Source organism: Aquimarina amphilecti, from assembly GCF_900109375.1.
GTDB lineage: Bacteria > Bacteroidota > Bacteroidia > Flavobacteriales > Flavobacteriaceae > Aquimarina > Aquimarina amphilecti.
Genome location: NZ_FOAB01000012.1, coordinates 13264 through 26205 on the forward strand (window position 1 = coordinate 13264; position 12942 = coordinate 26205).

At 30.4% G+C, this 12942-nt stretch carries 9 protein-coding genes; 5 read left to right on the plus strand and 4 right to left on the minus strand.

The features are described 5' to 3' along the window. The first annotated feature begins 3 nt into the window (after positions 1 to 3). Complete coding sequence (locus tag BMY33_RS22305; protein ID WP_091412652.1) at positions 4 to 867, plus strand: SdiA-regulated domain-containing protein; 864 nt, start codon at positions 4 to 6, stop codon at positions 865 to 867. Between the two features lie 10 nt (positions 868 to 877). Here the strand turns inward: BMY33_RS22305 and BMY33_RS22310 are convergent, their stop codons facing one another. Then, positions 878 to 1417 (minus strand): GNAT family N-acetyltransferase, encoded by a 540-nt coding sequence (locus tag BMY33_RS22310; protein ID WP_091412654.1) that lies wholly within the window; start codon positions 1415 to 1417, stop codon positions 878 to 880. Between the two features lie 313 nt (positions 1418 to 1730). Here BMY33_RS22310 and BMY33_RS22315 point away from each other — a divergent pair, with 313 nt between their 5' ends. Then, positions 1731 to 2018, plus strand: a complete 288-nt coding sequence (locus BMY33_RS22315; protein WP_091412656.1) for a hypothetical protein — start codon at positions 1731 to 1733, stop codon at positions 2016 to 2018. A gap of 314 nt (positions 2019 to 2332) precedes the next feature. On the opposite strand, the gene BMY33_RS22325 is transcribed toward BMY33_RS22315, so the two are convergent. Next, entirely contained in the window at positions 2333 to 6037 is a 3705-nt protein-coding gene (locus BMY33_RS22325; protein WP_091412661.1) for a metallophosphoesterase, read from the minus strand. Between the two features lie 52 nt (positions 6038 to 6089). Here BMY33_RS22325 and BMY33_RS22330 point away from each other — a divergent pair, with 52 nt between their 5' ends. After that, the gene (locus BMY33_RS22330; protein WP_091412663.1) at positions 6090 to 7265 is read left to right on the plus strand and encodes a Pycsar system effector family protein; all 1176 of its coding nucleotides are present in this window, start codon (positions 6090 to 6092) and stop codon (positions 7263 to 7265) included. Positions 7266 to 7272: 7 nt separating this feature from the next. On the opposite strand, the gene BMY33_RS22335 is transcribed toward BMY33_RS22330, so the two are convergent. Continuing rightward, on the minus strand, positions 7273 to 9639 hold the full coding sequence (locus BMY33_RS22335) for a GAF domain-containing protein (RefSeq protein WP_091412666.1): 2367 nt from the start codon (positions 9637 to 9639) through the stop codon (positions 7273 to 7275). Positions 9640 to 10008: 369 nt separating this feature from the next. Here BMY33_RS22335 and BMY33_RS22340 point away from each other — a divergent pair, with 369 nt between their 5' ends. Beyond that, entirely contained in the window at positions 10009 to 11130 is a 1122-nt protein-coding gene (locus tag BMY33_RS22340; protein WP_091412668.1) for a TlpA disulfide reductase family protein, read from the plus strand. Between the two features lie 58 nt (positions 11131 to 11188). Here the strand turns inward: BMY33_RS22340 and BMY33_RS22345 are convergent, their stop codons facing one another. After that, on the minus strand, positions 11189 to 11839 hold the full coding sequence (locus BMY33_RS22345) for a rhomboid family intramembrane serine protease (RefSeq protein ID WP_091412671.1): 651 nt from the start codon (positions 11837 to 11839) through the stop codon (positions 11189 to 11191). 126 nt (positions 11840 to 11965) lie between these two features. On the opposite strand from BMY33_RS22345, the gene BMY33_RS22350 reads away from it, so the two are divergent. Then, positions 11966 to 12871: a lysophospholipid acyltransferase family protein gene (locus BMY33_RS22350; protein ID WP_091412672.1), complete on the plus strand. Its 906-nt coding sequence runs from the start codon at positions 11966 to 11968 to the stop codon at positions 12869 to 12871. The last annotated feature ends 71 nt before the right edge of the window (positions 12872 to 12942 follow it).

Below are 12942 nucleotides of genomic sequence, written 5' to 3' on the forward strand. Positions count from 1 at the left end.
AAATTGAAACTAAAAATATTCACTCTCTTAGTATGCATTACATTATCTGTTAGTTGTCAAAAGAAAAGTCATCAGGATTTCTTAAAAGTAAATCAATTATCAAATTCGTTAAAGGAAATATCTGGAATTACTGGTTTCCCTAATGAACCACATTTATACGCTATAAATGATTCTGGAAATGATAATGTACTTTTTCGTTTAGATAAAAAAGGCAAAATTCTAAATAAAATCAAGATTCCTAACAGTAAAAATGTTGATTGGGAGGACTTGGCCTATGATCATCAAAACAATTTATATATAGGTGATTTTGGAAATAACAATAACGATAGAAAAAAATTAAAGATCTATAAAATCTCCGGGATTTCTTCAAATACTCCAGAAACTAGTGTTATAGAATTTACTTTAGAAGATCAGAAAAAGTTTCCACCATCTAAAAAGAAAAGAAATTTTGATATAGAAGCTTTCATTTACAAAAATGGAAGCTTTTATCTATTCACCAAAAACCGGAGTACTAAATTTAATGGAAAAACAAAACTATATAAACTACCTAATGCAGTAGGAGAAATACAGATAGCCAAACTAATTGACAGCTATAAAATATGTGATGACTCCAATGATTGCTTCGTATCTGGTGCTGCAATAAACCCCAAAGGAAACAAAATTGCATTACTTACCTATAACAAAATATTTATTTTGTCAGACTTTGATGGAGATAATTTGTTTAATGGAGAGATCAAAAAAATAAAGCTTAATCACTTTTCGCAAAAAGAAGGTATTTGTTTTAAAAACGATTCAACCTTAATTATTGTTGATGAAAAAAGGAAGAATTCTAAAGGAAAAATATACGAATATCGTTTAAACGAATAGTGATATTTAACTATTTCCAATCCTCTTCTAACATAGCAAATTCATAATTATCAGACCAGCCTGTTTTAAGTGGTAACACTTTTCTTTTGTGACCTTCTTTGATCATTCCTATTTTTTCTAGAACTCTTACAGAGCCTATATTTTCAATTGCACAACCTGCTTCCACTCTATGCAATCCAATTTCTTCAAAACTAAATTTCAATATTCTTCTAGCTGATTCAGTCGCATACCCTTTTGACCAAAAATCTGGATGCAATTTATACCATATAGATCCTATGCTATACTTTGGATTTCCAATTTTTAGAGAAACCAAACCCATAAACTCTTCATTAGCAATATTTTGTATCGAAAACACAAACTCTTTTCTCATTTCAAAATCATCTATCCATTCTTGTAGATATACATTTGTAACTTCTTTGTTTGTAGGTATACCCAAAGCATTATATTGATCAACTTCTGGAATAGAAAGTAATTCATGAACCTCAGACAGGTTTGATACTTCAACACTTTTTAATAGTAAACGATCTGTAAGTAATTTAAATGTTTTCAAAATAATTAATTATAATTTATATGATATACAATCTAATCAAACTTTAGGTAATTTAAAAAACCAGAAAGTTATCAACACACTCTCACTTAAACTAAAGGTTTAACTCTTTGTCGACAAAAACAATAAAACCAAGACTTGGTGCGTATAAAAAAGTAGTACAAAACTTACTTTTTAACAATTACTAATATCCAACAACACCTTTACAGTTGATTATTAGCGATTTACAGTGTTTTTTATTATTAAATTAGCAAGAGAGAATCTATTCAAAACTATATGATTTTCTCTATATAACCCCCAAAACCCTATTTTATATATGAAAGCCTATCCAGCTTATCTAATGTTGATAACCTTTTTTTCATCTGGTCTACTTTTTTCACAACAAAACGTACTTATCGATGGAAGCGAAGTTTCTCAACACAAAATACAAGAAACTACAAGTAACAACTCAAAAATTATCAAAAAAAAAGCAACACCTCTATCTATTACAAAAGCACCATTGATTGATAAGGCCAAAACCAATAATATAAAAAGTAAAGCCATTTCAAAAACATCTAATAAACCAGTTACGTCAATACCAAGAACTACAATAGATTTATTTTAAAATAACATTTTGTTTTGTGAGCAGATTAATTAACTGCTCCTTAGTAGAAACTCCTAATATTTCGCATCTTATATTGGGAGTTTCTTATTTATTTCCGTTGTTAACAAAACAATTGCATGGTTAGGAGCACAAAAAAGTTGCAAACTATAAGTTTCAGCACCTTTATTAGTGTTTACATCAAAAGAGTAATTATAAAAACAGAAAGTAGGCCTAAAGTAAAGGTAGCAACTAACTTATATAAAAACCTTACAATATCGATGAACATTCAACCTACAATTCAAAACAGGAATATCAAATATCCAAATCAATTTCTTTTAAAAACTTAATCCTAATCCAAAAGTAAAACGTAAACCATCTTCACTACTAAACAAATTAAACTGACCGGCAATTGTATCCACTGCATTTACCCAAAATCCTCCACCTATAGAATCATGCCAATTATCCGCATCTTCTCCATCGAACCATACTCGCCCAATATCATAACCTCCATATACTCCAAGTTGTAAAGGCAACAGGCCTGTTTTAAATTTATTGAAACTATATCTTAGATCTCCACTAAAAGCTAGCGCCTTATCTCCAGTAAAACGCTCTTCTCTAAAACCTCGTAAACTATTGATTCCGCCCAAAGTTGCTGCTTGATAAAACTCAAAACCATCTCCTATCATAAATTCTCCTTGCACGTCAGTTTTCAATACTAGTTTTCGGTTTTTAGTAATAGCATTATAAAATCCTAACTTAGGATTAACATACCCAAAAGTTCTATCCGAATCATCAAGGTTCATTTTAGAACCTCCCTGAAGTTTAAACACCATTCCTGTGGTTGGATTAGCGCTAATATCAAAACTCTTATATTCGTAATTCAGGTCTATTCCTGCAAAGAATTTTCTTTCGAAGAAATCAGGATCAGAAGTAACTAGACCTAGTCCTGAAGTAATAAATCGTCCCTGCGAATCCTGCACTTCTACTCCTTCATAAGACCCAGTTATTGTAATTCCGTTACCATATCTTCCTTTTTTGGCAACACCCAGATCTACTGACCAAATCCCTGTTTTTACTCTATTAAAATCTAACCCTAAATCATCATCTAGATTTATAGTATTATTTCCAAACCCAAAAAAGTTCTGAGCAAAATTCTCGCTTGTATATTTTCCTCCGATTAATAAATTCCAATTACCGATAGCATTTACAAACTCTCCTTTGTAAGACACATCATAGCCTTCTGTAGCAAAGTAATATGCTGCTTTCATCGTATGCTTACTTTGATAAGGGTTGTTATTAAAACCTCTTACAGTATAAACATCCGTAACATTTATATTAAACCCATCATCCGGATTAAATCCTACTAATGGTGTTAAAGTATTCGTTTTATCTATGTACTTATTATAATCATAAGTATTATGGTTATAATTATTACTAAAAATAAATTTAGCACCTCCCTTTTTATTAATTGTATTTGGTTTTGATTTATGATCATACACTCTTATTTGTCTTCCATTTTCGATAGTATATATATCATTATTTTGCCCACCGACTATCCTAGTACAAATAGGATTACTCCCTTTTCCAGAAACAACAAACTCATCATCATCATCAAGACCATATATCCATATTTCTTTAGTTTCTTTAGAAAAAATAGTTCTTTCATAGAAAGGTTCTTGAGGAACTCCATCTTTTATTCTAGAAATCTGTATCGTTGTTTGATTATCTCCTCTTATTATTTTAAAATAATCATCCTTATCAGTACCTCTAATAATAACTTGTTTTGAAAGGTATTTATAATATCTTTCAGCAATACCCACAACATCATCTCTTCTTTTCTTTAAATATCTTTTTATTCTTTCTACGGTATCATCTTGTAATTCTTCGGGTAAATTTCGAAACGCTTGATCAATTGCATCATCATTAAGGTTTTCCTTTATATACTTTGCTTGTTCCAACCAAACTTCCTTGTTAGAGCTTTGAGCAAACGTCCTATCTAATCGTATTCCTGACTCATTAATCCATCTAACATTTTTTAACTCATCATCATATACTTGAAACTTCCTTGTTAAAGGAACAATAAATTTAATTACATCTAAAAGGCCTCCATCATAGTTAGAAAACACCTGATCTCTATCTTTTGGAATCGGACGGTACATTTTTTTATTTTTCGAATCAAAACGAGACCATCTCCATTGATCAGAATGTCTATCCCAATCCCCTAAAATCATATCAAACAACCTTGTACGAACGTAATGCGGCTCATCCATTTGATATTCTTCATCTTTTCTTAAATTTTTAAGCAAATCATCAGTGCCTTCTATGTCATCAGGTTTTCCGAAAGAAGCAAGACCTTTATGCTCCTTTCCAGGACGTTCTTCAAGAAAATACATTTCATCTCCAAAATCTTTGTTATAAGCTCCTAATGCAGGGTGTTTCGGAACATAATACACCGTTGAGTTAGCATGGTATACATCGATTGCATCAGCTAAACCTCCTACAACCAAAAATGCATAAGGATAACTTGATGTATAAAAATCAGAAAGAAGTTCTTCTGTGAATGTATCATCAAAATCATTTTCTAAATACGTATCCTTGAATGCACCTTTTTGAAGAAACTGGGTAACACTCTTCCTCATAGCTCTTAAGCTATAACGTTTACCAGTACTATCCACCAAACGTAATGATCTAGTAACTTGTCCTCCTCCTCTTCTATCTATGGTAAATCCCCCCATCAAAGTATCTAAAGTAACTATAGGGATTTTAATATCTGTACTATAAACTTTTCTATAATGATCTCCCCATAACGATTGATAAAAATTGGATTTTGAGGTTTCTTCCTTATTATATATAGAAGCAGAAATTTCATTATCAAAAGAATTATTTAGGTTATCGGCGTCATACCCTTCTGGTTCTTTATGTACACTTGTCTGATAAACCAATTTTACACTTCCATCTTCATTTCCGTAAAAGCGTACATTTGATGAGCCATCCTTATAAACATCTAATACTGCAAAACCTTGATTCGGGTATGAAAACAACCCATCTTTCCCTAATGAAGCGGCAGAAACTTTAGAGCCTGATCCAGAAACTATTTGTTTTAGCCCCTTACTATCTATATACTGTAACGAATGCTCGTGTCCAGAAGCGAAAATAACCCTTTCATTATCCCTTGCTATTGTGGATAATCTCCTCATTAATTTATTGTAGCTTTCATTATAGCGATCTTGTGGAGACACTCCTCCTTGCGACCTTATTTGTGTAGCTAAAGAACCCAAAATAGGAAGAGGGATTTTCTTTTTGGAAGGAAATATGTGACTCTTAAAACTATATTTACCACCATGCGGTCCATTTGTAAACATTGGATGATGCATCGCTACCAATATAGTTTTCCCGTTATGTTTTTTAAGTTCTCCTTGTATTTCATTCAAAAACTTATCTCTAGTCTTAATTTCGCAATCATCATTGATGGTTGGGGTTTTATTCCAATCAGCCAAATACCATTGGGTATCCAGAATAATTAACTGAATTTGATCACTTACCTCAATACTTTCTATAGGGCATCCCTTTGATGGTAAAAAAGATTTTTTGTTACTTAACTTCTTTCTTACATACTTTTCTTCTCGCTTTAAACCTTTAACACCGTCATTGTACCAATCATGATTTCCAGGAATAAAAACTACATCTCCATCAAAAGAACCTGCTGCTTCAACCTGAGCATTGATTCTATGTTCGGATAATGATCTTTCTGAAGATCCTTTCTCTGGCATCCCTTGCTGATAAATATTATCTCCTAGATAAATGAGATAATCATCAGTAGTTTTTTCTTTTTCAATGATTTGTTTCAACGCTTCTAAACCAAGAGTACTTTCATTCATATTTGCATTTCCAGCATCTCCGACCAGATAGAAACTTTTTTCTATCTCCTTATTTGGTAATTTTTTTGGAAAATTTTCGTCTAAATATTGAGGTTGATACGTTGCGCAAGCGTTTAATAATAAAATGGAGATAATTAAGAACGTCTGTATATTTTTATTCATAATGGAGTACATTCATTTTTTTTAATTATTTTGGTTACTGAAAAATTACAACATGAACGAGTTAGTTGAAAAAACTGATAATTTTGTTTCTGAACTTTTTACTAAAAAACTTCCTGAAACCTGTATCTATCATAATTATACACACACCAAAAGAGTATTTAAAAGTACAAAAGAAATTATTGACAATACTAATATTTCGGAAGAAGATAAAGATATATTATTATTGACCGCATTACTCCATGACACAGGTTATTCCGAAAGCCTTGATAATCACGAAGAACATAGTGTTATCATATCAAAAGCCTTTTTAAAAGAACAAAATATTTCTGAAGATATTATTAATAAAGTTTCTTCTTTGATATTGGCTACCAAAATGGAACATAAGCCTATTAATTTATTAGAAAAAATTATTAGAGATGCAGATGCTTCACACTTAGCAAAAGGATATTTTAAAGAAACTAGTGAATTTTTAAGACAAGAATTTGAATTTAATAATAAAGAAAAATACAGTAGTAACGACTGGTTAAAAATCAATATTGATTTCTTAAAAAATAAACACGAATTTTATACGGAATATGCTTTAAAAAATTGGCAACCTAAAAAAGAAGAGCATCTTTTAGAAATTCTAAATGAACAAGCAATTCTAAAGAAAAAAAAGAAAAAAGCTAAACTAAAGAAATTAGTTAAAGAAGAAAGCCCTGAAAAAGGAATACAAACGTTGTTTAGAGTAACACTTAGAAATCATCTTAAATTAAGTGATATTGCTGACACAAAAGCCAATATTCTTCTATCTGTTAATGCTATTATCATTTCATTAGCACTTTCTAATTTAATTCCTAAGCTTGATAATCCATCTAATCAATATCTAATTTATCCCACTTTAATATTTATTGTTTTTAGTATTATATCTATGCTACTATCAGTACTTGCAACAAGACCTAATGTAACTGGTGGAGAGTTTACGCGTAAAGAAATAGAACAAAAAAAGGTGAATCTATTATTCTTTGGTAATTTTCATAAAATGCCTTTGGATGAATACAAATGGGCTATGCATGAACTGATGGATGATAAAGAATATATTTATGACACCATGATAAAAGATTTGTACTTTTTAGGTAAAGTACTACATAGAAAGTATAAAATTCTAAGAATTACCTATACAGTTTTTATGATTGGTTTTATTACCTCGGCATTATCTTTTGTAATCGCATTTAACACCTTACAGTAAAAAGAAATTATTTACTAATTTCTTTCATTAAATCCTCATAAGTGTAATATTCTTTATCTTCTTTGTTTTTGTTATAAAGAATATTAACCCTTAACGCCTTTAAACCTGTAACACCTTGTAAGTCATCCAACTCCACAACTTCTACTTCATCTTCTAAATAATTTTTAGACTGTAAGAAATTGATATACTTAATGTATTCTTTTTCATCAGTACGTTGAGAATACACAACGACTAATTTTCCTTTTTCGGTTATTCGTTGATTCGTTCCTTTTATCTTAGCCTTATCTACCCTTTTCTTTACTACTTCATATCTCGCATTATACGTTCCATCAACATCAAAACGTTTTTCATCCATCCTAAATCTTACTGAAAGTGATGCATTAAATACTAATACCATAGAAGCTACGTCTAAAGGAACAGGTAAATCTTGTTTAAGTTGATAATACTCATTCTCCATTTCGCACATTACCTGTAACTGCCATAATCTAAGGTTATATAAGTATATTTTATTAAAACTATTCTGTTTTGTTATAGATTCTCCTATATACATATTATGTTCCACACCATCTGTTTTAAATCTTTCGAAATAATGTGGATACATTTTTTGAGCTTCTTTTTGTTTTTTATCTAATAAAGCGGCCATCTTTTTATTGATCAACATAACAGATTCGTCATACGCTTTCCTATGCTTATATAACATATTGGTATTCTTATCTAAAGAATTATTATATTGATTAATCAAACCTTCAAGCTCAACATTAGTTCCCTTAAGATGCTTAAATAACGGCTTAATTTCATTTTTTATAAAATTAAGTATTCGTTGTTCTGTATCAACCTGCAATTGAGTAGATACCGAATTTATATAGTTTTCTATTCTAAATTTAATCTGATCATAAATTGGTAGAGAATCTATTTCCATCACTTTATTAATCACTTTAGCAATAGCCTTTAACTGTAAAATTAAATCCTTTTGTACAGAACCATTCCGAGCTTCTGAAGAGCCTTTGATATCAATTTGTCCAAATAGTGGGTATACATCTTCAAAAACGACTTCTCGAAACGAAGTAGGGTTTTCTTCTACCTTAGCCAAAATAAAACGTTTAGCCTCTTGTCTAAACTTCCAATATACACTTGGATGTATCGATGTACATTCTTGTTGAATCACAAGTTCTAACTCATCTTCTGCTTTTGCTTTAGATCTTAAAACAGAATCCACCAAATAAGGCATGATATCCAATAATTTATTGGCATTGATACTATTTAACTCCTTAATGTTTGGTGAAACAATTTCTAAAACACCTAATAATTTACCATTATTCTCTATGGGTGCGATAATTGCACTTTTAATATTTTGTTTCGCCAGATTACTATACATAAGTTCATCTGGATAAGTATCATGCATCTTTTGAATGTTAGATATCGCAAAAGGTTCTGATTTTTCAAATAAATATTGATAAGTTCCTTTACACAATGCCGTCTCACAACAGTCAGAAAACTTATCATATAAAACATAACTGTCTATTGTTTTAAAAGGAACTCGCTCTAAAACTCCTTCTTCCTCGTTATAATTAGAAAAACCTACCTTAATTTCAGGGAGATTAAATATCCCTCTAAAAATGTTCTGGAAACTTCCTATAAAATCTCCTTGAGTTTTATCATATTTTAACAGGCTTGTTTTAAAATCAGACAACGACACATCTGTTGTCACATCAAATAGGTTTGCGATTACAATACCTTTAAAAATCCAGCTATTAGGTGGAAACTTTTCCTTCCATATGTCTACGTTATCAAAATTATCAATTAAAATTGCAACATCATCATCTGTAATATCTCTAGCGTTATCTGTTTTAATTACCTCTATAAAATCACCATTATATAAAATTCTATAATGACGCATAATTCCAGATGCATCAGGAATATCATAAAAAAATGGTCTTCTGAAATCTATTTTATATCCATAATATTGACTCAAAATTATACTACATCCCATAATGAAATAATGATCTTCATCTAGGTTTTTAATTTGTGGTTCAAAATTATAACCTGCTGCCTTTACAATGTTTTTATAACGTTGGGTAGATTTTACAACCGTATTATTAAAAGGAATAGTAGCTATCTTTATTTCGTTCTTCTGCAAAATTTGGGCAAAAGAATCTTCCAGCACCAATTCTATCTGTGGTAATAATTCTTGTACTCTTTCTTCTGTTGTTATTCCTTCTTCTAGTTCAGGATATTCTTTAGCAATTTTCAAAATACTTTCCGCACGATCACGAAGCAATTTGTTATCACTTTCTAAAAACTCTCTATATTGATCAAAGAACAAAGAGAAACTTATCCTAATATCCAACGGAAATTCATGCTCCAGCACCTTCATAACGGTTTATTTATGGTAGTTTAACAAAAATAACACAAAACTTTGTCACTTAATATCGGCATTAACAATTAATTAATTGAAAAGTTCTTTTCATAACTCATTCATTAACATATATTAAGACGAATATTATAACCTTATTAGGACTGAAAAATTAAAAAATCCATTTTTTTGGTATAATTTCAGAACAAAACCCCTAGTTACATACCTAATTAGACTCCAAATAAATGGATTTTGTTACACTCATTTCGATGTTTATTTATCCCTTTTTTAGAATACAAGTGAAATATTAACAAATACTTATATTTAAAAGTTAATTATTGGGGTTTAAGAACCATATTATATATTTTTACAAACCAAAAAATACTAAGAATGAAAAAAATAGTACTGCTTGCACTCATATTGCTAACCGCAGCATGCGAAAAACAGGAAAAAGGATATTCAATTTCGGCAGAGACGGAAGGTTTTGAAGATGGAGTAACGGTATACGTAAATGCAATAAACCAATCAAACAGACCTACCATTATAGATTCTACTACAATCCAACAAGGTAAGTTTTCGATTTCTTTACCTGTTGTAGAAGACAATGACTTTAACTATTTAACTTTTAATGGAATTCCACAAAATGTATTATTTCTTGCTGAAAATAATCCAATTAAGATGACTATTTACAAGGATAGTTTACGTTCTTCAGTTATAAAAGGAGGCTCTGAGAATCAATTATTTTTTGAATATTTAAAAAAGATGACTGATTATGGAAAAGAAAAACAAGAACTTAGTAATCAATATCAAATAGCTACTAAACTAAAAGAAACTGATAAGGCTGTTAAGTTATCTAAGCAATTACAGACTATACGTGTTGATGAGAATAACTATAGAACAGAAATTGCTGAAAATAATCCTAATTCTTTAGTAGCTGTAATGGCTCTTACCGATTTATTAAATCTAAAAGCTGCTCCAGCTAAACAGGTTAAGAAAATATATGCAGCTGTTCAAGATACTTTAAAAACATCTCGTTTAGGTAAAAACTTAGATCGCCTAATTACAGCTTCAATTGGAAAAATTGATGTTGGTAGTGAGGCTGAAGACTTTTCTGCACCGAATCCAGAAGGAAAAATAGTTTCACTTAAAGAATCTATGGGTAAAATTACCATTATCGATTTTTGGGCTTCTTGGTGTAAACCTTGTAGGGCAGAGAATCCTAATGTGGTGAGAGTTTACAACAAATATCACGATAAAGGATTAAATATTATAGGAGTTTCTTTAGATAGAAAAAAAGATCATTGGACAACAGCAATCGATCAAGATAACTTAGAATGGAACCATGTATCTCATCTTAAATTTTGGCAAGATCCTATTGCCAAAGCATATGGAGTAAGATCAATTCCTGCTACATTTATTATTGATGACAAAGGGAATGTAATAGCTAAAAATTTAAGAGGTCCTGCATTAGAAACTAAAATTTCAGAATTGTTAGGAGAAACATCTTTGTAAATTCTAATAAAATATAATTTTAAGTAAAAAGGGATCTGATTATAGGATCCTTTTTTATTTAAAGCTTACCTAATCGTTGCATAATGAATAAAACGATGATTGGTATTGCTAACAAACCTATCATTAGAAGGTTTTCTTTAAACAAATAAGGAGCTAGAATCAAAGTTACAATATAACCACCAACTGCACCTCCAAAATGAGCATCGTGTCCTATATTACCTGCTCTACTCTTCATTCCGTAAATTGAATAAAGTAAATATCCGATCCCAAAAATATAAGCAGGAATTGGAATTGGAATAAGCATAAGATATAAATTCATTCCTGGCTGAAATAATATCGCAGAAAAAATAATCCCAGAAACAGCACCACTAGCACCAACAGCACTATAATGGTATTCATCTTTATGAAAAAAAAGCGAAAACAAATTTCCTACAACCAAACTACAGAAGTAAACTACAAGAAATTTAACGTTACCTAAAGCATTCAATACTACTGGAGCAAAAAAGTATAAGGTAAACATGTTAAAAAATAAATGCATATGATCTACATGTAAAAAACCAGAAGTAAGCATTCGTATTTGCTCTCCACGTCGGATACCTCCAATATTAAACTTATAGCGTTCTAAAAAGGAATAATCATTCAACCCCTTTAACGACAAAAGAACGTTAGCTACGATGATAACAATTACTACAACATCAAGATTTAACATATACTATATTTTTCCGTTCAAATATAGTATATATTTTGACCTAAAAAGAAGTGACTTTCTTTAGAAGTAAGATCATTTTATACTTTCTCAAAATAGATTACCTTTAGCCGCTTAAAATAGAATTTAATGCAATTATTGATTTATAGTTTAGTATACCCTCTACTTTGGATAATATCTAAACTACCTTGGAGGTTATTTTACTTGTTTTCAACCTGTATTTATATACTTGTTTATCATATTATTAGGTACCGCAGAAAAACCGTAACAGAAAACCTTAACCTTGCTTTTCCTGATAAGGATACCAAGGAAATAAATCGTATCCGAAAAGCTTCTTACAAACATATGTGTGATATGTTTCTGGAAATGATTCGTTCTTTATCCATAAGTGAAAAAGAAATAGTAAAACGTTTCCATATTACTAATCTAGATGCTTTAGTAACCTTAGAGGATAAAAACAAAAGTATTATTACGATGATGGGGCATTATAATAGTTACGAATGGACAAACTCAATTGACTTAATAAGTAAATTTAGGTGTGTGGGAATCTATAAACCAATCAAGAATAAATATTTTGACAAATTAGTTCATAGAATTAGAGGAAGATTTAACTCTCGATTAATCCCTAGCGCTAAAGTTTTTAGAGAAATGACAATGGATCAAAGAAAAGATAATCCTGAACTAAGCTTGTATGGTTTAATTTCTGATCAATCTCCTAAGCTTAATAATGCTACATTCTGGACAGATTTCATGGGAATAAAAGTACCGGCATTTGTAGGGGGTGAAGTGCTTTCAAAAAGATTAGGTCTTAGTATATTTTATCTTCATGTAGAAAAGGTAAAAAGAGGGTATTATGAAGCCACTTTGGTGCCAATTTCCGAGGATCCAAAAAATGAGGATGAATATACCATTACAAAGAAATTCACACAATTACTAGAAGAGCAAATTAGACATAAGCCCGAAAACTATTTATGGACTCATAAACGATGGAAGCATCGAAATGCACAACCACCAAAAGATGCTGTGATTGCTTAATATTTCACTTTTATTTAGGATTATGCTAAGGTTTTTAGACATCAAATAATTTTATATTTGTAGGCTAAGTT

Excerpts from the sequence above, each read along its gene's own strand:
- BMY33_RS22335 (WP_091412666.1), bottom strand. The coding sequence starts at position 9,639 with ATGAAGGTGCTGGAGCATGAATTTCCGTTGGATATTAGGATAAGTTTC.
- BMY33_RS22315 (WP_091412656.1), top strand. The coding sequence starts at position 1,731 with ATGAAAGCCTATCCAGCTTATCTAATGTTGATAACCTTTTTTTCATCT.
- BMY33_RS22340 (WP_091412668.1), top strand. The coding sequence starts at position 10,009 with ATGAAAAAAATAGTACTGCTTGCACTCATATTGCTAACCGCAGCATGC.
- BMY33_RS22350 (WP_091412672.1), top strand. The coding sequence starts at position 11,966 with ATGCAATTATTGATTTATAGTTTAGTATACCCTCTACTTTGGATAATA.
- BMY33_RS22330 (WP_091412663.1), top strand. The coding sequence starts at position 6,090 with ATGAACGAGTTAGTTGAAAAAACTGATAATTTTGTTTCTGAACTTTTT.
- BMY33_RS22345 (WP_091412671.1), bottom strand. The coding sequence starts at position 11,839 with ATGTTAAATCTTGATGTTGTAGTAATTGTTATCATCGTAGCTAACGTT.
- BMY33_RS22325 (WP_091412661.1), bottom strand. The coding sequence starts at position 6,037 with ATGAATAAAAATATACAGACGTTCTTAATTATCTCCATTTTATTATTA.